6 protein-coding genes are annotated in these 26,752 nt (G+C 38.9%); 1 reads left to right on the top strand and 5 read right to left on the bottom strand.

All coding sequences use genetic code 11. The annotated features are described in order from the left end of the window. The coding region (locus tag EO127_RS08770) for a hypothetical protein (RefSeq protein ID WP_206169252.1) at positions 1-209 on the top strand (209 nt) is incomplete at its 5' end. Here the strand turns inward: EO127_RS08770 and EO127_RS06135 are convergent. From EO127_RS06135 to EO127_RS06115, 5 genes are all read right to left on the bottom strand, one after another. Further along, complete coding sequence (locus tag EO127_RS06135; protein ID WP_127448592.1) at positions 172-1,740, bottom strand: ESPR-type extended signal peptide-containing protein; 1,569 nt, start codon at positions 1,738-1,740, stop codon at positions 172-174. The two genes, EO127_RS08770 and EO127_RS06135, sit on opposite strands and share 38 nt — an antisense overlap. Positions 1,741-2,273: 533 nt before the next feature. Beyond that, entirely contained in the window at positions 2,274-20,423 is an 18,150-nt protein-coding gene (locus EO127_RS06130) for an ESPR-type extended signal peptide-containing protein (RefSeq protein ID WP_127448588.1), read from the bottom strand. Positions 20,424-21,044: 621 nt separating this feature from the next. Next, positions 21,045-23,321: a 5-methyltetrahydropteroyltriglutamate--homocysteine S-methyltransferase gene (metE, locus tag EO127_RS06125; protein ID WP_127448587.1), complete on the bottom strand. Its 2,277-nt coding sequence runs from the start codon at positions 23,319-23,321 to the stop codon at positions 21,045-21,047. Between the two features lie 571 nt (positions 23,322-23,892). After that, positions 23,893-24,696 (bottom strand): Rpn family recombination-promoting nuclease/putative transposase, encoded by an 804-nt coding sequence (locus EO127_RS06120; protein WP_127448586.1) that lies wholly within the window; start codon positions 24,694-24,696, stop codon positions 23,893-23,895. 814 nt (positions 24,697-25,510) lie between these two features. After that, positions 25,511-26,302 (bottom strand): Rpn family recombination-promoting nuclease/putative transposase, encoded by a 792-nt coding sequence (locus EO127_RS06115; protein WP_127448585.1) that lies wholly within the window; start codon positions 26,300-26,302, stop codon positions 25,511-25,513. Between the last annotated feature and the right edge of the window lie 450 nt (positions 26,303-26,752).

The raw sequence follows: 26,752 nt of genomic DNA, 5'->3' as shown, positions 1-26,752 counted from the left end.
TAGCTTATTCTGCTGTTACATCTGCTGCATTTGCTTTTTTAGCTAATTCTGCTGTTACATCTGCTGCGTTTGCTTTTTTAGCTAACTCTGCTGTTACATCAGCTGCATTTGCTTTTTTAGCTAACTCTGCTGTTACGTCAGCTGCGTTTGCTTTTTTAGCTAACTCTGCTGTTACGTCAGCTGCGTTTGCTTTTTGCCCACTTCTGTAGTTAACGTATCCACAGATGCTTTTGTTGCTAATCCTGTGATTTTTACCGCTTCATTAGCTTTTTCAGTACCTACTCCATCTACTTTTGTTAATGTTACTGTACCGTCATTTTGCACTGCATAGGATCCTTCTTTCACATGACGTTCTGCTGTTTTATCAAGTTTAGCTCCTAACGCTGTGTTGAAAGTGTTTGTATCCACTTTTCCAGCAAGTGCTGTATTTACAGTTCCCGCTGTTACAAGCTTACCTGCATCACCACTAGCTGACAAATTAGTTGCGATATTTGGCGTAATCGTTACCGCACCGTTAGTATCTACTGTAGATACTGTTAATGCCGTTTTATTTCCACTTGTAATAGATTTTACGCCTACGTTAGCTTTTATTTTTACAGTACCGTTACTATTTTCAAGAGTGATGTTGTCACCAGCTTCTAAGACTACACGTTTTTTCTTTTCTCCTGTCACAGCTTGTGCTGTTACGTCTGTTGCTTTTGTATCGTTTGCATTTTTAGTTTGTAACAACCATTCGTTAGCTTCTACAGCTTTCAACTGTTTCAAGTTAACTGCATCATAGTCAGAAACAGCACCTGCTACCCCTGTTAAACGACGGGCAAACCCAGTAGCTCCATCACGTCTTGTTCCAATTGCGACAATACCATTGGTTGCATCATCCACATTATCTACGGTACTACTATCTAATAAATATGGTTTTTTACCAGCCGCCGTGCCTGTAGCAACATCAGCTGCCGTTACAGCTGTGTTAAAACCTAATGCTACACTATTAGCTCCGGCTACTGTGGCACTTTTACCTAAAGCGATACTATTATCTCCACTAGCATTTGCTCCAGTTCCGACCGCTGTCGCATTAGCGGCTGTAGCTTTCGATTGATCACCCACTGCTACAGTGCTATCTGCTGTTGCTTGTGCTTTGTTACCATAGGCAACTGCTGCTGTTCCAGTGGCGTTGGATTCGTTACCAATACTAATGGCCGTGTCCTTCGTAGCCTTCACTTTGTTACCAATCGCAATGGCAGACAACGCTGTCGTCACCGCTTCATTACCGATGGCCACACCTTTTTCACCTGTAACAGCACGACTCAAACGACCAATGGCGATAGAACTTTGCATGCCTGCTTCTGCACGGGTCCCTACGGCAACGCTATCATTACCTAAGGCTTGTACTTTTCCGAAATTGGCTCCAGAACCAATGGCTACTGCGTTATCTGCACTGGCAGTGATCCCATTCCCCATTGCTACAGAAAATCGCTTCGTAACAGTGATACCTTTACCAACACCTACAGAGCTATCACCAGCAACCTCCACGGTTTGACCGATCCCTACCGTTGCACCGTCTTTTACGGTCCCCTCAGGAATTGTTGCTTGTACAGTTGCCACTTGTGCACTCACTGCCAAGACTGCTAATACACTAGCAACGACGATTTTCTTTTTACCTGTAGTGTTTTTCGCTACTTCTGAAACTACGATGTAGCATTGCTTAGACTTGCTCCAAATAACCTTAAATAATTTGTTCATTGTGATAATCCTCCCTTTTTTCTGGTCATCAAACCTTGAACTATATAATATTTATTAAATATAAACTACCTCATTTATCGATGTAACTTGTACATCACTTTATAGTCAATACATATCACATTTACATGTTTCAATCTTAAGTTTTATTATGAAGAAATACATTATCTACTTTTATTATATATATCTCTACTAAAAGTACTAGTGTAATTTTGATTATTTTATTCATTTTTAATAATAATCAAACTATCTTTCATCAATCTAATCCTTTATTATACTATACTTCACATTTCGTTAAATATCCAAATGCAATTACAAAGATATTGATTTTCAACGCTTTTATAATCCTATTATATTTTATACTTTTAATTATATACATTTCATCAGTTTTTTCTGTATTGCATACTTCATCATTTTGTAAATATTCACTATCATATAATATAAAATACTTCTCACATATAAAATGGACACTCCCTCTTTCAACGAAGTGTCCATTTTTTGTCATACCATTAGGAATTCGCCTCTTATATGGTGTATTATTTTTTTGCTTCCAGCATTGTTACACGTTCAATAAGCATTTTAATTTGTGCTTTCATTTCCTCATTCTCTGCTTCTTTCTTAGCATTCTCCGCATCTTTACGAGCATTTTCAGCTTTCAGAGCAGTGATTTCATCTTGCATTACATAAACAGAAGAAATTGGACCGCCTTTGTAACGTTCAGGGATCATGCTGTCTTCGCCGCCGAATCGGTACGTCACGCCTGCATTCACCATGTTTTCACCATTGCCTACGCTGACACCTACGTTAAATAGAGTATCTTCGTTAGCATAGTGAGCCACACCAAGTGCCAACGCATTACTACCTTTATAAGCGCCATATCCAGCCATGACTTGAGATTTTTTAAGAGGATCATAGCTCAATGGATTCATCGCTGCTAAGGCTGCTGCGTGAGCACCTGCCTCATTCACACGGTTATTTAAAGCGTGTGCTGCTGCACGTACTTGACCTACTGTCGCTGCATCCGTATTAGCTGTGCCTGCTGCTACATTGTGAATTTGGTTGCCACCATTGTCTAGACCATCCGCTGTTAAGGAAACAGTCGGTTTATCTAAACCTTTCACTGGTGCAATCGTTACACCTTCACCATTGACTGTAGTTGTCACTAAGCGAATTGGATTACCATCTTTATCTACTTTATATTTCACAGATCCATCTGTGTTTTTAACCTTCTCTTTTGAACCATCTGGATTCGTTTTTACTTCAGGTAAGTAGTAGTCGTAGGATGTGGAACCATCTTTCATTTTCACATCTTTCGCCAATTTTACAGTCATCGTAGCTGGCTTGCCATCTTTTGCCTCAGTAGATACAACACCAATGTTATCATCTGTTAATGCTTTAGTAGATCCACCTTTAATAGCCAGAGTATCGCCTAAACCTACAGTCACTTTTGTACCCGTATCACCTACAAATACTCGACCACGGGCCAAGGTATCCGTTACATCTTTCACTTGACCTTGCGTTGCCACTACACTGCGATCTGCGTCAGTAACTACTTTGGCTGGATCCCACTTCGTATTTGTTAAACCAGAGACTGTACCATTTTTGATTTCTACTTTAGATGTAGTGCCATCAGGGTTCTTAGTTGTTACTGCAATACCATCTGCTGTAACAGTTGTATTAGTTCCTGTAGAGTCTCCTAATTGAACAGTCTTAGCATCTACAGTGTTAGCTTTTACTGTATCCGCTGCTACTGCTTTACTTGTAACAGTACCAGTTGTACCATCTACAGTAATTTTCTTATCACCAGAACCGAAGGTAACAGTGTCATTTAATTTTGCTGTGAAAGTTTTTACTCTTGAGTCTGTATTTGTGCTTGGTGTAACAGTAATACCATTTTCACCCTTCACATCAATCAATTTAGTAATTGTATCCTTGCCAGTATTGGTTAGGTTACTTAAATCTTTCGTTGCAGAATTACCTTTTAAGCTTTCAATCTCTTTATTTGCTTTTGTGATATCGCTTGCATTTTTTGCAATGGCTGTTGTATTATCACCAATTGCTTTTGTATTAGATTGAATAGCAGATGCATTGTCTTTAATTGCTTTTTCATTAGCAGCAATTTTGCCTTCTGCTGTGTCAACACGAGTTTCTACTGTGTCAACACGAGTTTCTACTGTATGAATACGATCTGTATTAGATTTAATAGCATCTGCATTTTTAGCAATCGCTTTTGCATTTTCGCCAATTTTTTCTTTATTTTCTGCAATACCTTGTTTATTAGCATCGATATCTTTTGTATTGGCTGCAATATTTTTTGCATTGTCAGCAATTGCATTTTTATTTGTAGCTATAGCTTCTTTATTAGCTTCAATTGCTTTCGTATTCGCTGCAATATCATCTTTTGCCTTCGTCATATCACCTTGAAGCGTTGTGATTTTGCCTTCTGCACTGCCCAAGCGTGTATTCAGATCAGAAATCTTACCCAATTCAGCTTTTGCTTCTGCTGTTAAATCTACAGTATATTCACGTTCACCGTTAGCATTTAGTGTTCCACCAGTAACAGAAACACTTCCTTTATCAGCTGCTTTTACAGTCGTATCACGGCCATTTACAGTATAGGTAGTAACGCCATCTTTCGTTTCAGGTGTTACTGTCACATTATTACCAGCTGCTACTTTTACTGCCTCTCTTGCTGCTGTTTTTGCTAAATCAGCCACTTTATCCTTACCCTCTTGAGATAAGTTATTTAAGTTTTTATCTGCTGCATTATCGATAGCATTGCGTGTTGCTTCATTCAAGCCAAATACAACTTTTCCATCTTTATCAGCTGCAATTGTGATACCTGCTTTTGCTGCTTCAGCAGTAGCTGCTGTACCATCACCAGACACGAAGTTCAAACCTTTTTGTAATGTTACAGTCTTAGCATCTGCATCTTCTGCGCTATTCGCACGATATGTGATAGATGCGTCTAAATTAGGTGCTACTACTTTTGTATTGCCAAAGTCGACTGTAGCTGGTGTAGCAGGGTTAGCACCTTCTGCCTCTTTTTTAGGTTTCAAGGTAATGGTAGCATCACCGTTTTTAATCACTAAGTCATCTTTACCATTACCAGCGATTTCTTTGATGTTACCAAGGTTTTCTGCTAATTTCACATCAAGATCATTATTATTTTTCACAACTTTGATATTGTTTGTTTCAGCATCTGTGCGCGTGAAGTTATCAGCACCTTTGATTGTTAAAGTTTCACCTAAATTACGGTGTACTTTCGCAGTTGTATCATTACCTGTGAAATCTAAGCCTTTATTAGCAAGTGTAGTATTAGCATTGTTGATACGGCCATCTAATTTACTGATTGCTTCACCAACATTCGATGTTGCTTCTGTACCTGTGCCATCATCTTTTGTGATGTTATACGTTGGTCCTGTGAATACACCGTTTTCTACTTTAGCACCTCCACCTAAGGCTGTAGCTAAATCAGATTTAACAGTATTCAATTGACCGCCGTTCACAGCCTCTTTGGAATCTGCTGCGATTTTTCCATCAGCGATGTTGGATAAAGTAGTAGGAGCCGTAGTTTTTCCATTAGGATTTACCACACGAGCTTGCGGTGTTTTCACTTCTTCTGGTGCTTTACCTTTGTTTTCCTCAGCAGTTTTTACAGTACCATCAGCTTTTACTTCATCAGCTTTGTAGTATTTACCATCTTTTGCTTTTACCACACGGTCGCCAGCTTCGTTAGTGTACACCACAGATCCAGCTTCGCCATTACGTAATGCATTCACTTTATCTGTTAATGTTTTATCGTTTAAGCCGTCTTTACCAGTTAAGCCTTGTGCACCAGATGTGCCATTTACACCGTCACGACCGTTAGAAGCTGTGTCACCAACATTGTTAATAGCATTTAATTTTGCTTTTACTGTGTCAGATAAGTCTAATGTATAGGCACGAACTTTAGTTGTAGCATCTGGAGTACCGCCGGAAATAGCCAAGGTATCTGCATTCACTGCTACTGTTGTATCATTAGCATTTACTTTATACGTAGTTACTCCTGGAGTAGTAGTTGTATCTGTAGTAACAGTTGTGTTAATACCATCTGCCACTTTTACTGACGCTTTAGCAGCTTCTCCAGCTAATTCTTTGACTTTATTTTTACCATCATCAGTTAAATTGCTTAAGTTTTTATCCGCTGCGTTGTCAACTTTTTCACGAGTTGCTTTATCTAAGCCAAATGTTACTTTACCATTATCTTCCGCTTTGATAACCAAGCCAGATTTTGGCCCTTCTGTTGCAGTATCTGTAACAGTACTTGCTACAAAATTAAAGCCATCGGCTAATTTAACAGATTTAGCATTTGCTGCCTCTTCATCATTAGCACGGTATTTGATAGATGCATCAAGATTAGATGCTACTACTTTCGTATCGCCAAAGTCTACTGTAGCTGGTGTAGCAGGGTTAGTACCTTCTGCCTCTTTTTTAGGTTTCAAGGTAATGGTAGCATCACCATTTTTAATCACTAAGTCATCTTTACCATTACCAGCGATTTCTTTGATATTACCAAGGTTCTCCGCTAATTTCACATCAAGATCATTATCAGTTTTAACCACTTTGATGTTGTTTGCTTCAGCCGCTGTACGAGTGAAGTTTTCTGCACCTTTGATGGTTAAAGTTTCGCCTAAATTACGATGTACTTTACCAGCATCAGTTGTATCGTTACCTGTAAAATCTAAGCCTTTATTAGCAAGTGTAGTATTGGCATTGTTGATACGTCCATCTAATTTACTGATTGCATCGCCAACATTCTTCACTTCTTCTTTTGTATTGCTGCCATCATCTTTTGTGATGTTGTACGTAGGACCTGTGAATACACCGTTTTCTACTTTAGCACCACCACCTAATGCAGTAGCTAAGTCAGATTTAACAGTATTCAATTGTCCACCGTTCACAGCATCTTTGGAACCTGCTGCTACTTTGCCATCAGCGATATTGGATAAAGTAGTAGGCGCTTTAGCATCTCCATTCGCATTCACCACACGAGCTTGTGGATTGTCTACTGCTTTTGGTGCAGTTCCATTGTTTTCATCTGCTGTTTTTGGTGTGCCGTCTGCTTTTAGGTCATCTTTGTGATAGTACTTGCCGTCATTGGCTTTCACCAAACGTTCCCCTGCATCATCAGTGTATACCACAGTGCCTGCTTCACCATTACGCAAGGCATTTACTTTATCTGTTAAAGTTTTGTCATTTAAGCCATCTTTACCAGTTAAACCAGTAGCACCAGATGTTCCATTCGCACCATCACGTCCATTAGAAGCTGTGTCGCCAAGTTTATTTAACTTGTTGGCTACTTTTTCATCTAAGGATAGAGTAATCGTTCCATTATTAGCAACAGTTTTGATTTGATCAGCTGTACCAGCTACTTTTAAAGTACCAGTCGCTAATGGTAAGTTCAAGTGATCTTCACCATTTGCTACACCTTCATTAGTATCGCCAGCATATCGTAGATTTGCATTATTAGTCACTGTTGTATTTAAGTTGGTAATTGCATCATCTACATATTTTTTGTTCGCTGCATCGCCATCTGCTTCTGCTTTAGCTACATTAGTAACTTTCATGCCACCAGCATTGATGCCATCTTTACCGATAGTGACAGTTTTCGTTTCACCAGCTGCTCCATCTGCACCTGCTGCTGTATTAGCGATAGATACACCATCTGCACCTAAAGTAATGGTAGAGCCTGGTTTTCCTTCTCCTGTAGCATTACTGATGGATTTAATATTACCAAGGTTTTCTGCTAATTTCACATCAAGGTCATTATCAGTTTTAACCACTTTGATATTATTTGTTTCAGTTGCTGCACGAGTGAAGTTTTCTGCACCTTTGATCGTTAAAGTTTCGCCTAAATTACGGTGTACTTTACCAGCATCAGTTGTATCATTACCTGTGAAATCTAAACCTTTATTAGCAAGCGTAGTATTCGCATTGTTGATACGTCCATCTAATTTACTGATTGCATCACCAACATTCTTCACTTCTTCTTTTGTATTGCTACCATCATCTTCTGTGATGTTGTAGGTAGGACCTGTGAAGGTACCATTTTCTACTTTAGCACCACCACCTAATGCTGTAGCTAAATCAGATTTAACAGTGTTCAATTGTCCGCCGTTCACAGCTTCTTTGGAGTTTGCTGCTACTTTTCCATCAGCGATGTTGGACAATTTAGTAGGAACTGTAGTTTCTCCATTAGGATTTACCACACGAGCCTGTGGAGTTGTCACTTCTTCTGGCGCCTTGCCATTGTTTTCATCGGCAGTTTTCACAGTACCGTCAGCTTTTACTTCATCAGCTTTATAGTATTTACCATCTTTTGCTTTTACAACACGGTCACCAGCTTCGTTAGTATACACTACTGAGCCAGCTTCGCCATTACGCAAGGCATTGACTTTATCTGTTAAAGTTTTGTCATTTAAGCCATCTTTACCAGTTAAACCATTAGCACCATCACGTCCATTGGAAGCTGTGTCACCAAGTTTATCTAACTTGTTTGTCACTTTTTCATCTAAGGATAAAGTAATGGTTCCATTATTAGCTACAGTTTTGATTTGGTCAGCAGTACCAGCTACTTTTAAAGTACCAGTCGCTAATGGTAAGTTCAAGTGATCTTCACCTGCTGCACCTACGTTAGTATCACCAGCATAACGTAGATTTGCATTATTAGTCACTGTTGTATTTAAGTTCTTAATCGCATCATCTACATATGCTTTATTCGCTGCATCGCCATCTGCTTCTGCTTTAGCTACATTAGTAACTTTCATTCCACCAGCATTGATGCCATCTTTACCGATAGTAACAGTTTTTGTAGTACCCGCAGCACCATCTTGACCTGCTGCTGTATTAGCAATGGATACACCATCTGCACCTAAGGTAATGGTAGAACCTGGTTTTCCTTCTCCAGTCGTATTACTGATAGATTTGATATTACCAAGGTTTTCCGCTAATTTCACATCAAGATCATTACCTGTTTTAACCACTTTGATGTTGTTTGTTTCAGTCGCTGTACGAGTGAAGTTTTCTGCACCTTTGATTGTTAAAGTTTCACCTAAATTACGGTGTACTTTCGCAGTTGTATCATTACCTGTGAAATCTAAGCCTTTATTAGCAAGTGTAGTATTAGCATTGTTGATACGTCCATCTAATTTACTGATTGCATCGCCAACATTCTTCACTTCTTCTTTTGTATTGCTGCCATCATCTTTTGTGATGTTGTACGTAGGGCCTGTGAATACACCGTTTTCTACTTTAGCACCACCACCTAATGCAGTAGCTAAATCAGATTTAACAGTATTCAATTGACCACCGTTCACAGCTTCTTTGGAGTTTGCTGCTACTTTACCATCAGCGATGTTGGATAAAGTAGTAGGCGCTTTAGCGCCTCCATTTGGATTTACTACACGAGCTTGCGGATTGTCTACTGCTTTTGGTTCAGTTCCATTGTTTTCATCTGCTGTTTTTGGTGTGCCGTCAGCTTTTAGGTCATCTTTGTGATAGTACTTGCCGTCATTGGCTTTCACCAAACGTTCCCCTGCATCATCAGTGTATACCACAGTGCCTGCTTCACCATTACGCAAGGCATTTACTTTATCTGTTAAAGTTTTGTCATTTAAGCTATCTTTACCAGTTAAACCAGTAGCACCAGATGTTCCATTCGCACCATCACGTCCATTAGAAGCTGTGTCGCCAAGTTTATTTAACTTGTTGGCTACTTTTTCATCTAAGGATAAAGTAATCGTTCCATTATTAGCAACAGTTTTGATTTGATCCGCTGTACCAGCTACTTTTAAAGTACCAGTCGCTAATGGTAAGTTCAAGTGATCTTCACCACTTACTGCACCTTCATTAGTATCGCCAGCATAACGTAGATTTGCATTATTAGTCACTGTTGTATTTAAGTTATTAATCGCATTATCTACATATTCTTTATTCGCTGCATCGCCATTCTCTGTCGCTTTCGCCACATTAGTGATTTTCATACCACCAGCATTGATGCCATCTTTACCGATAGTAACAGTTTTAGTCTCTCCTGCTGCACCATCTTGACCTGCTGCTGTATTAGCAATGGATACACCATTTGCATCTAAGGTAATTTTGCTACCTGGTTTTCCGTCTGTATCAGCATTAGTGATAGATGTGATATTTTTCAAATCACTAGCAAGTTTTACATTTAATGTATCTACTGCAGTACCATCTTTTTTCACAGTGATGTTATTTTGACCATGGATATTTAAAGTTTCTCCTAGTTTACGAGTTACTTTATCTGCTGTTGCATCATCACCAGCGAATACCATACCTTTATCAACAATATCAGCTACTTTTCCATCTAAAGTAGTAACTTTTTCTGCTGTATCGTTAATTTTTGTATTTTGTGCTGCATTGGTAGCATCTAATTTTTCAATAGCATCCTTAATCGTAGTGGCATCATCTTTAGTACCAGCCGCATTTGTAATACTGAAAGTTGGTCCTGTAATTTTGCCATTTTCATTAATTGTTGTACCACCGATGATAGCACCAATTTCAGATTTAGCAGTATGTAATTGACCACCGTTTACAGCATCTTTGGAGTTTGCTACTACTTTGCCATCAGCGATGTTGGACAATTTAGTAGGAACTGTAGTTTCTCCTTTAGGATTTACTAAACGAGCTTCTACAGTGCTAGCTGGTGTTGCACCATTCAATACATTGCCATCTTTATCTACATCTGCAGCTTTATAGTATTCTCCATCTTTAGCTTTCACTAAACGTGCGCCATTTTCATCTGTATAGACTACAGATCCAGCTTCACCATTACGCAAGGCATTTACTTTATCTGTTAATGTTTTGTCATTTAAACCATCTGCACCAGTTAAGCCTTTCGCACCAGATGCACCATCTTTGCCATCACGACCGTTAGAAGCTGTATCGCCTACTTTTGCTAATTGGTCTTTTACCGCTTGCGCTAGTCCAACAGTAATCGTATCACCTTTTGCTGTAGTAGTGATTTCATTATCGGCACCATTTACATGTAATGTACCAGTAGACAGCGCTAACCCTACTTTATCTGTTGCTTTATCTTGTGCATCTTTTGTCACATTACCAGCAAAGTTTAATGTAGCATTCCCTCTAATAGTAGTATCTAAATTAGAAATGGCCTCATCTACATATTTTTTGTTAGCTGCATCTTCATCTGCTACTGCTTTAGCTACATTAGTAACTTTCATGCCACCAGCATTGATGCCATCTTTACCGATAGTAACAGTTTTAGTCTCTCCTGCTGCACCATCTTGACCTGCTGCTGTATTAGCAATGGATACACCATCTGCACCTAAGGTAATAGTAGAACCTGGTTTTCCTTCTCCAGTAGTATTACTGATAGATTTGATATTACCAAGGTTTTCTGCTAATTTCACATCAAGGTCATTATCAGTTTTAACCACTTTGATGTTGTTTGTCTCAGTTGCTGTACGAGTGAAGTTTTCTGCACCTTTGATTGTTAAAGTTTCACCTAAATTACGGTGTACTTTCGCAGTTGTATCATTACCAGTGAAATCTAAGCCTTTATTAGCAAGTGTAGTATTGGCATTGTTGATGCGTCCATCTAATTTACTAATTGCATCGCCAACATTCTTCACTGCTTCTGTTGTATTGCTGCCATCATCTTTTGTGATGTTATAGGTAGGGCCTGTGAATACACCATTTTCTACTTTAGCACCACCACCTAAGGCTGTAGCTAAATCAGATTTAACAGTATTCAATTGACCACCGTTTACAGCATCTTTGGAGTTTGCTGCTACTTTGCCATCAGCGATGTTGGACAATTTAGTAGGAACTGTAGTTTCTCCTTTAGGATTTACTAAACGAGCTTCTACAGTGCTAGCTGGTGTTGCGCCATTCAATACATTGCCATCTTTATCTACATCTGTAGCTTTATAGTATACTCCATCTTTAGCTTTCACTAAACGTGCGCCATTTTCATCTGTATAGACTACAGATCCAGCTTCGCCGTTACGTAATGCATTTACTTTATCTGTTAACGTTTTGTCATTTAAGCCATCTGCGCCAGTTAAACCTTTCGCACCAGATGCGCCATTTACACCATCACGACCATTAGATGCTGTATCGCCTACATTGTTAATAGCATTTAATTTTGCTTTTACTGTGTTAGATAAGTCTAATGTATAGGCACGAACTTTAGTTGTAGCATTTAGGTCACCACCGGAAATAGCCAAGGTATCTGCATTCACCGCTACTGTTGTATCATTTGCATTTACTTTATATGTCGTTACACCTGCAGTTGCTGTATCTTTTTCAACAGTAGTATTAATACCGTCTGCTACTTTCACAGCATCTTGAGCTGCGCCTTTTGCTAGCTCTTTAACTTTATTTTTGCCATCATCAGATAAATTGCTTAAGTTTTTATCTGCTGCATTATCAATAGTGCTACGAGTCGCTTTATCTAAACCGAATGTCACTACACCATTATCGCCTGTTGTGATTGCTAAACCAGATTTAGGACCTTCTGCAGTGGTAGTAGTATCTGTGGCTGCAGTGAAATTAAATCCATCTTGTAGTTTAACTGTTTTCTTAGTATCTCCATTACCTGCTTTATAAGAGATGCTCGCATCTAAATTAGGTGCTACTACTTTTGCTTTACCAAAGTCCACAGTACCAGTATCTCCATTAGTTGGAGCTTTTACAGTTACTTTTGTATCGCCATTTTTGATCACTAAATCACTAGTACCATCACCAGAGATTTCTTTCATATTGGCAAGGTTTTTTGCTAATTTCACATCAAGAGCATCACCATTTTTAACAACTTTGATGTTGTTCTCAGCTGCTGCACGAGTGAAGTTTTCCCCACCTTTGAGCGTTAAGGTTTCACCTAAATCACGATGTACTTTACCAGCATCTGTTGTATCATCACCGGTGAAGTTTAAACCTTTTGTAGTCAATGCATTAGTTACATTTGTACCTGCTTGGGTAATTTTAGTAGATAATTCATTGTAATTGTTAGTAACCGTTTTACCTAATTTTGTTAATTTTTCTGTATTTCCAGAAATCTTAGTATTTTGTGCTGCGTTCGTAGCATCTAGTTTTTCGATGGCCTCTTTAATAGTTCCAGCATTTTCAGCAGTACCAGCTTCATTAGTAATGCTGAAAGTTGGTCCTGTAATTTTGCCATTTTCATTAATTGTTGTGCCACCGATGATAGCACCAATTTCAGATTTAGCAGTATATAATTGACCGCCATTTACAGCATCTTTAGAACCTGCTGCTACTTTGCCATCTGCGATGTTGGACAATTTAGTTGTACCACCTGTTGTTGTACCATCTGGGTTCACTACACGAGCTTCTACAGTAGTAGCTTTTGTTGCACCATTCAATACATTACCTGTTGCATCTACATCTGTAGCTTTATAGTATTCTCCATCTTTAGCTTTTACTAAACGTGCACCATTTTCATCTGTATATACTACAGATCCAGCTTCGCCATTACGCAATGCATTCACTTTATCAGTTAACGTTTTATCGTTTAAGCCATCTTTACCAGTTAAGCCTTTTGCACCAGATGCGCCATCTTTACCATCACGACCGTTAGAAGCTGTATCCCCTACTTTTGCTAATTGAGCTTTTACAGTTTCAGCTAATCCAACTGTAATTGTATCTCCTTTTGCTGTCGTAGTGATTTCGTTATTAGCACCATTCACATGTAATGTACCTGTTGCCAAGGATAAGCCTACTTTTTCAGTTGCTTGATCTTGTGCATTTTTTGTTACATTACCAGCAAAGTTTAATGTAGCATTACCAGATACAATATTTCCCAAATTAGAAATCGCATCATCTACATATTTTTTATTTGCTGCATCGCCTTCAGCTTTAGCTTCTGCTACGTTAGTTATTTTCATGCCACCAGCATTGATGCCATCTTTACCGATTGTCACAGTTTTAGTTTCACCAGCTGCTCCACCTTGGCCTGCTGCTGTATTAGCGATAGATACACCATCTGCGCCTAATGTAACTTTAGAACCTGTTGTACCATCTCCACTGCTGATAGATGTGATATTTTTCAAATCACTAGCAAGTTTTACATTTAATGTATCTACTGCAGTACCATCTTTTTTCACAGTGATGTTGTTTTGACCATGAATATTTAAAGTTTCTCCTAATTTACGAGTCACTTTATCTGCCGCTGCATCATCACCAGCAAAAGTCATACCTTTCTCAACGATACCGTCTACTTTTCCTTCTAAAGTTGTTACTTTTCCTGCAGTTTCAGAGATTTTTGTGTTTTGTCCAGCATTGGTAGTATTTAATTTATCAATAGCATCTTTAATAGTCGTTGCTTCTTCTGTTGTACCATCTGCTTTAGTAATATTGAATTTTGGACCTGTCACAGTACCATCTGCTGTAATATTAGTACCACCGATAACAGTAGACAAACCATCTACTGCTTTTAATTTACCTTTTGTCGCATCAGATAAATCTAAGGAATATTTACGTACTTTATCTGTACCTAAATCTCCACCAGTAATCGCAAGTCCATCACCTGTTACCGCTACTGTAGTATCGTTAGCATTTACTTTATATGTCGTTACACCTGCAGTTGCTGTATCTTTTTCAACAGTAGTATTAATACCGTCTGCTACTTTTACAGCATCTTGTGCTGCACCTTTTGCTAATTCTTTGACTTTATTTTTACCATCATCAGATAAATTACTTAAGTTTTTATCTGCTGCATTATCGATAGTATTGCGAGTTGCTTTATCTAAACCAAATGTTACTTCACCATTAGCACCTGTTGTAATAGCTAATCCAGATTTTGGTACATCTGTATCTGCTGCTGTATCTGCAGCAGCTGTGAAGTTAAAGCCATCTTCTAATTTAACTGTTTTCTTAGCAGTGTCTTTATTTGATTTATAAGCAATACTTGCCTCTAAGTTCTTAGCAATTACTTTTGCATCACCAAAGTTTACTGTACCTTTGTCTCCATTAGTTGGAGCTTTTACAGTCACTTTTGTATCGCCATTTTTGATCACTAAATCACTACTACCATCACCAGAGATTTCTTTCATATTAGCAAGGTTTTCTGCTAATTTCACATCAAGAGCATCGCCATTTTTAACAACTTTGATGTTATTTGTTTCAGTCGCTGCACGAGCGAAGTTTTCTGCACCTTTAATTGTTAAGGTAGTACCTAAGTCACGGTGTACTTTGCCAGCATCAGTTGTGTCATTACCTGTGAAATCTAAGCCTTTTGTAGTGAGTGTATTAGTTATATTCGTAGTACCATCACTAATTTTTTTAGATAAATCATTGTAATTATTAGTAACTGTTTCTCCTAATTGGGTTACCTTTTCTGCCGTTTCAGAGATTTTTGTATTTTGTCCTTTATTCGCTGCATCTAGTTTCTCAATTGCTTCTTTAATAGTTCCAGCATCTTCAGCAGTACCTGCTGCATTTGTAATACTGAAAGTTGGTCCTACTACTGTACCATCTGCATTAACTGTAGTGCCACCGATTACATTTGTAGCTAGATTTCCTACAGCTGCTAATTTACCTTTTGTAGCCGCAGATAAATCTAAGGAATACTTACGTACTTTATCTGTACCTAAATCACCACCAGTAATGGCAAGGCCATCACCTGTTACAGCCACAGTTGTATCGTTAGCATTTACTTTATATGTAGTTACGCCTGTAGTCGTTGTATCTTTTTCAACAGTAGTATTAATACCATCTGCTACTTTCACAGCATCTTGTGCTGCTGTTTTCGCCAATTCTTTGACTTTATTTTTACCATCATCAGATAAATTACTTAAGTTTTTATCCGCTGCATTATCGACTTTTTCACGAGTCGCTTTGTCTAAACCAAATGTAACTTTGCCATTATCTTCTGCTTTGATGGCTAAACCAGCTTTAGGGCCTTCTGCAGTGACAGTAGTATCTGTGGCTGCTGTGAAGTTAAATCCATCTTGTAGTTTAACTTTTTTCTTAGTATCTTCACTACCAGCTTTATAAGAGATATTCGCATCTAAGTTAGACGCTACTACTTTCGCATCGCCAAAGTCGACTGTACCTTTATCTCCAGTAGTTGGAGCTTTTACAGTTACTTTTGTATCGCCATTTTTGATCACTAAATCACTAGCACCATCACCAGAGATTTCTTTCATCTTCGCAAGGTTTTCTGCCAATTTTACATCAAGAGCATCGCCATTTTTCACAACTTTGATGTTGTTTGTTTCAGTTGCTGTACGAGTGAAGTTTTCCGCACCTTTAATTGTCAAAGTAGTACCTAAATCACGATGTACTTTACCAGCATCAGTTGTGTCATTACCTGTGAAGTCTAAGCCTTTAGTCACTAATGCACCATTAGCTGTAGTAATACGAGTATCTAATTTGCTAATTGCATCACCAACATTAGATGCTGTTTCTGTGCCTGAACCATCCGCTTTTGTAATGTTATATGTAGGACCTGTGAAAGTACCATTTTCTACTTTAGCACCACCACCTAATGCAGTAGCTAAATTTGTTACTTTTTCTGCAGTATCAGAGATTTTAGTATTTTGCCCCTTATTCGCTGCATCTAATTTTTCGATGGCCTCTTTAATAGTTCCAGCATTTTCAGCAGTACCATCTGCTTTAGTAATACTGAAAGTTGGACCTGTTACAGTGCCATCTGCAGCAATTGTAGTTCCACCAATCACATTGGTTGCTAAATTCCCTACAGCAGCTAATTTACCTTTAGTAGCTGCAGATAAATCTAAGGAATATTTACGTACTTTATCTGTACCTAACTCACCACCAGTAATGGCAAGTCCATTTCCAGTAACTGCTACTGTTGTATCATTAGCATTCACTTTGTATGTCGTTACACCTGCAGTACTTGTATCAGTCGTCACCGTTGTATTATGACCAGCAGCTACTTTTACAGCATCTTGTGCTGCTGTTTTCGCTAATTCTGTAACTTTATTTTTACCATCTTGCGTTAAATTGCTTAAGTTTTTATCTGCTGCATTATCGATAGTATTGCGAGTTGCTTTATCTAAACCGAATGTTACTTTACCATTATCTTCTGCTTTGATTGCTAAACCAGATTTTGGACCTTCTGTTGCAGTATCTGTAACATTACTTGCTACAAAGTTAAATCCATCGGCTAATTTAACAGATTTAGCCTTTGCTACTGCTTCATCGTTAGCACGATATTTGATAGATGCATCTAAATTAGAGGCTACTACTTTCGCATCACCAAAGTCCACTGTACCTTTATCTCCATTAGCTGGAGCTTTTACAGTCACTTTTGTATCGCCATTTTTGATCACTAAATCTTGCGTACCAGTGCCAGCGATTTCTTTCATCCCTGTTAACTTATCAGATAATTTAACAGCTAACCCAGTCGTACCGTCTTTTTCCACACGAATATTAGTATTCGCTGTAGTAGACGTGTAATTCGCACCACCTTTTACGGTTAATGTCGTATCTAATGTACGAGCTACTCCTTGGTTGTCATCACCTGTGAAAGTAATCGCTTTCGTTTTGAAAGTGTTAAAATCAGATTGCAATGTATCTACTACAGATTTTTTAGCTACATCTTTAATAGTGAACGCTTTATCACTTTGAGCTTGGCTATTGGCATTTTCTTGAATTAAAGATACATCACCACTACTTTGAACTGTATAGTTACCTGGTTTTACATGTAATTCATCTGCTTTATTCACCTTAAGATCTAAAGCAGTTTTTACAGTACCTGCTGTTACTAATTTATTAGCCTCTCCTGCTGCATCCACAGAAGTTGCCAATTTAGGGTTGATTTTAACAGCCCCATTAGTATTCGAAATATCTAATGCATTTGTATTATCAGTAGCTACAGATTTTACAACATTAGTAACATTTAACGTAACAACACCATTGGAATTAGAAATGGCAATATTATCGCCTGCTTTTAAAGTAACACGTTTCTTAGTTTGATTATTCACAGTTTGAGGCGCCACATCAGTTGGGTTAGCATCTCCCGCATTCTGCGTACGTAATAACCATTCATTGGATTCTAATGTTTTTAATTGTTTTACATTGACCGCATCAAAATCATCAGTACCACCAGCTACACTGACAATACGACGTGTAATAGTACCTGTATCAGAAGTATTTCGTTTGTTACCAACAGATATCACACCATTACCACTATTGTTAGTAGATTCATTAGTTAAATATGCTATTTTAGAGGCACCATCATCCGTTGTTGTTGTAGATCCTTCACCTAGTGCCACAGAGTGTGCTAAGGCAGCATTCGCATTAGTACCTAATGCCATAGCACTCGCTGCTGTCGCTTGTGCAGATGTACCAATAGCAGCCGCATCTTTAGCAGATGCAATTACATTCTTTTTATCATCACTAGAGCCAATACCGATTGCATTTTTACCAGATATATTAACAAAATATCCTAATGCCGTACCATATTGTGCTCCCGCTTCTACTAAGTTTCGAGCACCCACACTAGTGGCTTGATTCGCATTAACTGTAGAAGTATACCCAATATTTGTACTAGCTGAATTTGTAATAGATAGATCATAGCCTACAGCTGTAGATTTTTCTGCTGTTACTACTGCATTTCTACCAATGGCCACAGCTCCTAATGCTTGTGATTTGGATAAGTAACCCACAGAAACGCCATCTGCTGTTGTTGATTCTGTATCAATACCGACAGAAACAGATCGCAAACCATTTGCAGAAGCTCGCAAACCTACCGCCACAGTTTCTTTTTCAGAAGCCGTTGTGTCAGTACCTATAGCTACTGAGTTAGCTTTAGCCGCTGACGCACTATTACCTACAGCAATAGCAGAGCTTCCTGTGGCTTTAGCACCTACCCCCGCTGCAAAGGCATGTGAATCAGTTGCTTGAGCACCATTACCAATCGCTACAGATGATTCTCCTGTCCCTTGTGCGGATGTACCTAATGCAATAGCATTAGCTTTCGCCGTTGTGGCGCCATTACCAATCGCTGTGGAGGAGGCTCCAACTCCTTTGGCGGAGGTACCAAATGCAATAGAATTGGTATCACTTGCTATTGCTTGTTTACCAATAGCTGTGGCAGATGTGTTATTACCTTGCGCTGATGTACCAATGGCAATAGCATCTTCACCTGCGGCAACTACTTTTGCACTACTTTCACCGCTAGATCCGATGGCAACAGCATTTCTACCTTTTGCGCGCACATCATAACCAATTGCTGTAGAGTATCTTGCACTTTCATCTGTTTCATTAGTAGAGCCAATGTTAACAGACTGGTTTGCTTTTGTAAAAGAATTGTACCCAATGATTGTGCTAGCTGAAGCATTCTTGCTAGCAGTAATATTTGTACCAATCGCTGTGGTATATTCTCTGTCGACACTAACATTTCTACCCATGGCAATCGATGCACTGCCTGCCGAGTTTGCACCTGAACCAATGGCTATCGCTTTCTCACCAGATGCTACCGTTGGGTTGCTATCGCCATTATCATTACCAATACTGATGGCCCGATTCCCCGATGCCTTCACTTTGTAACCAATACCCACTGCACCTGCACCAGATACCTCTGTATTAGAACCAGCACCAAAGGCTTGGTTACCACTAGTTGTTACTGTATAACCGATAGCGGTCGCTCCACCACCAGTCGCTTTAGATGCATTACCAAGCGCACTATCATTTGCATTCACTGCGCGAGAAGTGCTACCTACAGCAATTGTATTTGCTGTCTGTGCCTGTGCATCATTACCAATTGCTACGCCATTTTCACCACCGGATATAGCCGATGTACCTAGGGCAACAGAACTTACAGCAGAAGCTTCTGTTTTATAGCCAATGGCCACCGCCTTTTCTGCCGTAGCTTCTGTTTTTTCTGTATTGTCAGTATATGATGATCCATTACCACCACCAATTGCCACTGCATTAGCAGCCTTAGCAGTAGCACTTCTGCCTAACGCCAAGGCATTACCACCTGTTGCTACAGCCCGTATACCAATAGCTGTATCGCCCCATTTATTATAATCAGAAATAGTCTTTTCAGGGTCTTGATTAATATCTACTCCTGGGTTTCCATTCTCATCGTATACATTAGCCCCTGCCAAGGATTGCCAACCAATCGCAATGGACCCATTGCCATAGCCTCGAGAACTAACACCAAAGGTAGTGGCCCCTTCTTTCATCGCACGAGCCTGTTCCCCCATAGCAATACCATGAAGCTTTGCTCGTGTATTATAACCGACACTTACACCATAGTCTCCATTAGCTTCAGAACCACGACCAACTGCAACACTATATGAATACCCTAAGACTTGTGCACCTTGTCCAACTGAAACCGAAGAATTCCCCATACTTTTGGCGCCTACACCAATAGCAATACTAGGTTGAACCGTAGTGGAACCATCGTTGTGTATTACAGTTCCATCACTAACACTACCATATCCTATCGCAATAGACCCAGGAGTTTTTGCATTCCCCCCTGCCAGTGTGACTTCTCCAGCTGCATCAACCATATTAGTTATAGATCCACTACCCACAGCCATAGCCGCCAAGATGCTTGCTACTACTATTTTCTTCTTACCGGAATGGTTTTTTGCCATTTCAGATACAACAATATAGCATTGTTTTGACTTACTCCAAATTACCTTAAAAATTTTGTTCATACTAAACTCCTGTACATATATGTTTACAACATTTACATAACAAATACGTGATACTTACTTACAATATATACCGCTAAGCTAAGCATTTATGGCACAAAAAAATTGAATGCTTACGTATTTCATAATCGACTTATTAAAATAGATAAACATTCATTATTATTTTTATATATATTCATCACACCACCCTTTAAGAACACCTAATACGGCCTCTCTTTTCAGACTAAAGCCTCACACAAACTACTTTACCTATCAAAATAGAATTTTACCTCTATTATATACTAATTAGGTACACATTGGAATAGTTTTTTCTTCAAATGTTAAAATTTCAGACTTATTTTACTTCCAAAAAAATCGATATTCCCAATTATCGTACATTTTTACTCTAACTATCTATTAAAATAAATAAAAGCACATCGAATAAATTAAAACTACCTATTTTTTTATTTATTCTTAGCTTATAGTTACCTGTACTTCTCAATTATTATAATTCCTATATAAAAAATATATAATATGCCCTCATTAAAAAATCATACACCCCCAACCTGTATAAATATAAAACTACCAAGATATCTTAAAATGCTAAGCACTCAAGTATCTTGGTAGTTTTCTTACTATTATTTATTATTTACTCAACTCTGCTCGAATTTCTTGTACCGCTTGTACCATGTGTTGTAGGCTGGCAACTGTTTCTTTCTCACCACGTGTTTTCAATCCGCAGTCTGGGTTTATCCATACATGTTCTACCGGGATTTTTGAAACGATCAAACGTATAACATCTTTAATCTCTTCTACGCTTGGTACTCGTGGAGAGTGGATATCATACACACCAGGTCCTACTTCTGTTTGGAAGTTATTTTCCAATAAAGCATCTAGTAATGTTAACTTGGATCGTGACGCCTCAAAGGTAATCACGTCTGCATCCATGGCATCAATTTCAGAGATAATATCTTCAAACTCGCTATAGCACATATGCGTATGAATTTGCGTTTCCACTTTCACTTTCGCATGGCATAGACGGAATGCTTTGATGGCAAAGTCTAGATAATCGCCATACCAATCAGCACGGCGTAATGGCAATTTTTCACGAAGAGCCGCTTCATCGATTTGGATGATGCGAATGCCTGCCGCTTCTAGGTCAAGCACTTCTTCACGGATAGCCAATCCGATTTGGTACATCATTTCTTTTGTAGAAATGTCTTCACGAGGGAAGGACCAATTCAAAATTGTCACAGGACCTGTCAACATGCCTTTTACTTGTTTATCTGTCAAGCTGCTAGCGTATGCATTATAATCCGTGGTAATAGCTTGTTTCCTTTTGATATCGCCAAACACGATTGGCGGTTTTACACCCCGTGTACCATAGGACTGTACCCACGCATTGGATGTAAACACATAGCCATCTAAATTTTCTCCGAAAAATTCCACCATATCATTGCGCTCGAACTCGCCATGTACCAGTACATCTAAGCCGATGTCTTCTTGCAATTTGATACAGTCTTTGATGAACTCTTTTGCTTTTCCGCGGTATTCCGCTTCAGAAATCTCTCCTTGGCGGAACAATTTACGATTTTCTTTCACCGCTTTTGTTTGTGGGAAAGATCCGATGGTTGTGGTTGGTAACAATGGCAATTGGAAGATATTTTTTTGCACTGCTTGGCGTTCTTTAATGCTTTGCGGGCGGTTGAAATCTTCTTCTACCAAGGCCGCAACTGCTTGTTGCACACTTTCATCGGTGCGAAGTTCAGATGCTGTAAACAACGCTTGGTTAACTTGGAATGCTTCGTGAGATGCGTAATCTGAAAGCTCTACTAGGTCTGCAATTTCTCTTAATTCTCCTAATTTTTCATGGGCGAAGGAGAAATGTTGTAACACCGCTTGTGGAAGCTTCGGCTCGTTCTCCACGGTATACGGCACATGTAGCAAGGAACAAGATGTGCTAAGCACCACATCGATGCCAGCTGCTTTTAATTCTTCCAATTTTGCCAACACTTTTTTATAATCTGTGCGCCAAATGTTTTTACCATTCACTAAACCAGCAAAGAGCAGTTTACCTTGTGGGAACCCATGGGTTTTCACTAAGGATTCCGTTTGCTTGCCCTCGATAAAGTCTAAACCAATGCCGTCAAAATCAAGACCTGTTACTACTTCATAGGCATCACGGATATCTCCAAAGTAGGTTTGCAATAATACGTGTAAGCCTTGTTTTTGCGGAAGTAAGCTTTCATAGATGCGAGAGAATAATGCTACGTCCCCTTCGTTAAGATCGTATACCAAGTACGGCTCATCTACTTGAATCCAGGATACACCTTCTTCTTTGGCCGCCTTGAATATGTCCACATAGGCTGTGATGACATCATCCACTACATCATCAATACTCTTGTTACCTCTAAAATCTGCTAATTGTAAGAATGTGAAAGGCCCCACCAAAACAGGTTTAGTTTCGATACCTAATGACTTCGCTTGACGATAACCATCTAGGAACTCTGTGGATCGCAATTGCAACTTCACGTCATCGTCGATTTCTGGCACCAAGTAGTGATAGTTCGTGTTGAACCATTTCTTCATAGAAAAAGCTTTCACATCGCCCGCCTCCCCTTGATAGCCACGAGCCGCAGCAAAGTAAGTATCTACCTCACCTAACCCTAGGTTTTGATAACGCTTTGGAATCGCATTCAACGTGAACGCTGTATCCAACACACCATCGTATAAGGAATAGTCATTGGATGGAATGAAGTCTGCTCCAGCCGCCTGTTGCACTTTCCATTGCACCTCACGTTGCTCTTCCACAACCTTCGTCAAATCCTCTAGGCTCACATCGCCACGGAAATAAGATTCAGTAATAAATTTTAACTCTCGTTTCGCCCCAATACGTGGGAATCCAGTTACAGAATATTTCATATATACAACACCTCCATAGTGTACATCGATAAGTATCAATCTGATGTTTATACTATACTCTTTGAGTAGGGATTTGTATAATATGTATAAAAGATAGTAAGTTATATATGAAAACTATAACGCAGATGATTTATATGTACAATATTAATAAGAGACCTGCCCCCATTCCCAAGGAACGCAGTTAGGCGTAGTAGCATTTGAGGCAGACCTTTATTGACTAAATCGAACAAACGCAAGATGACCGCAATATCCCCTGAGTATGCTAAATCTTTGTCACGTTCACTTATGTCACAATTACATATACCTTAGAAGAGCACGGTGTGCCCCGAACAAACATTATGAAATACCGTTTGTGAGGGGTATGCCGTGCTCTTTATTCTCCTGAGGAACACAGTGATGAGTAGAAAAAAGTTGTGGCACCCATATTGACTGAATTACACAAATACAAAATGAGCGCGACATATTCCGGAGCAAACCTACCGTAGGATCAGTTTGTGGAGGAATGTGTCGCGCTCGTTCATTTAACCGCTCAATGCATGCCACAAGTTTTCATAGCATCTCAAGAGACGTTTTATAAGAGTGCATGCTCTTTTCCAATTTGAATCACTTGATCTACAGGCATATTAGTAATACGGGCAATCATCTCTACTGATAATTTTTCACGTAACATACCGACAATTGCCTCTAGTGTCCCCTCTACTTTGCCCGCTTCTTTTCCCTCGCGCCAATATTTCTTCCGATCCATTTCTAATTTCATATATTCACCTCTCCATTCCTTACTTTGCTTCACTACGTGCACAACCTCATCCATCTGTTGTAACAGACCATCTGCTGGAGGTCTACCATCTACATAATCCAAGAAGTTCTGTAATACTTCCGAAACATCATTCATTTCTGCCTTAGTACTTAAAAAAATAGTAGTTAAACCATCCCCCAGCTCTCTGCCTAGCTCTTCTGTACACTTTTTTGTATACGTGTACTTATGACGCTTTCCAGAAAATATAGGGAACGTACAAATAAAAATAACAAAACAATCATTCAATGTCATATAGTCAGCGCCCTTTTCCATAGAATAGTGATCAATGGCACTATGATAAAAGCGCGACCGTTTTATTAACTCAGGCATATTCTTGTACGTTTGCATTTCAATATTGTAGACAGTTCCTTTGTCATCATTCACATACACGTCCAAGCGCACACCTTTATCATCAAGACCAGACTCCATTGTCTTTTCCGTTTCAATATACGCAATATCTAGAATTGAAATCTCCAATACCCGTTCTAACAATTCCTTACAAATCGATTTCTCACGCATCACCTTTTCAAAGATAAAATTATCTTGAATACTCAACTCATCAAAAGACTTGAATTGCATAGATGTACCTCGCTCTTTGAGTTAACTAAATTATACCACATCCATAATGCAGTACGGTAGCACGCCATGCACCACCTATCCATACAATTCGCAAACTATCGTTTATCTCCCTTTAAAATTTCCTATCAGTATATGTTCTCCTCAGGTAACACAGTTATGTGTAGAAAACTTGTGCCCCCCTTACTAACTAAATAACGCAGACAAAAAAGAGCCACCCTTCTCTGAGGAACGCAGTTAAGCGTAGCGGAGTTAGTAGAATTTTTTCTCAGAATATGCTATACTACACATGTAAAAAGAAGAGCCATCAACGTGTCTATGGCGTTAGGCTCATCTCAATGTATACATAAAAATGGACCTAACGTGTGAGGTGGTCAGACCTCTTTTACGTTAGGCCATTTTATTATTTATTTAAATAAATCAATAAAATGAATTAGTAATTCCAAAGTTAGAATAATCAAATAAAACTTTTCAAACTCTGTCATACTATCACCTCCTCCTATTATAGGAAGAGATGAGCCCAACTCACGTTGATGACTCTTTAATTTTATTATAGCACAAATCACACACAACGTTGATAATAATTGCTAACTACTTAAAGATTATAATTGGATATAATTTCTCCCAAGGAACGCAGTTAAGCGTAGCAGCCTTTGTGGCGGTTTTTACTGACTAAATCAAACAAAAGCAAGAAGCCCATGGCGTGCTCCTGAACAAACATTATGAAATACCGTTTGTGAAGGAGTATGCCATGGGCTTCCCTTTATTATATTCAGTTAAGGCCGCCTCAAGGCTGCATAGCGTAACAAGTGACGTTTTATAAGAGCGCATGCTCTTTTCCAATTTGAATTACTTGGTCTACAGGCATATTGGTAATGCGGGCAATCATCTCTACTGATAATTTTTCACGTAACATACCAACAATTGCTTCTAGTGTCCCCTCTTTTTTTCCCTCACGCCAATATTTCTTCCGATCCATTTCTAATTTCATATATTCACCCCTCCACTCCTTACTTTGCTTCACTACGTGCACAACCTCATCCATCTGTTGTAACAAACCATCTGCTGGAGGTCTACCATCTACATAATCCAAGAAGTTCTGTAATAGTTCTGAAACATCATTCATTTGAGCCTTGGTACTTAAAAATATAGTGGTTAAACCATCTCCTAACTCTCTACCCAGCTCTTCTGTACACTTTTTTGTATACGTGTACTTATGGAGCTTTCCAGAAAATATAGGGAACGTACAAATAAAAATAACAAAACAATCATTCAATGTCATATAGTCAGCGCCCTTTTCCATAGAATAATGATCAATGGCACTATGATAAAATCGTGACCGTTTTATTAACTCAGGCATATTCTTGTACGTTTGCATTTCAATATTGTAGACTGTTCCTTTGTCATCATTCACATACACGTCCAAGCGCACACCTTTATCATCAAGACCAGACTCCATTGTCTTTTCCGTTTCAATATACGCAATATCCAGAATTGAAATCTCCAATACCCGTTCTAATAATTCTTTACAAATTGATTTCTCACGCATCACCTTTTCAAAGATAAAATTATCTTGAATACTCAACTCATCAAAAGACTTGAATTGCATAGATGTACCTCGCTCTTTGAGTTAACTAAATTATACCACATCCATAATGCAGTACGGTAGCGCGCCATGCACCACCTATCCATACAATTCACAAACTATTCTTTATCCTCCTTTAAAATTTCCTATCAGTATATATTCTCCCCAAGGAACCTAGTTACATGTATAAAACTTGTGCCCCCCTTACTAACTAAATAACACAGACAAAAAAAGAGTACACCCCTTCCCTAAGGAACGCAATTAAGCGTAGCAGCCTTTGTGGCGGCTCTTACTGACTAAATCAAATAAACACAAGATGACCGCAATATCCCCTGAGTATGCTAAATCTTTGTCACGTTCACTTATGTCACAAATACATATACCTTAGAAGAGCACGGTATGCCCCGAACAAACATTATGAAATACCGTTTGTGAGGGGTATGCCGTGCTCTTCCCTTTGCCTAATATATCTAA

Source organism: Veillonella sp. 3310 (assembly GCF_003999875.1).
In the GTDB taxonomy this organism is placed as follows: domain Bacteria; phylum Bacillota; class Negativicutes; order Veillonellales; family Veillonellaceae; genus F0422.
Note: the sequence above shows the minus strand (reverse complement) of the source record. Positions and strands in the feature narration are given on the sequence as shown.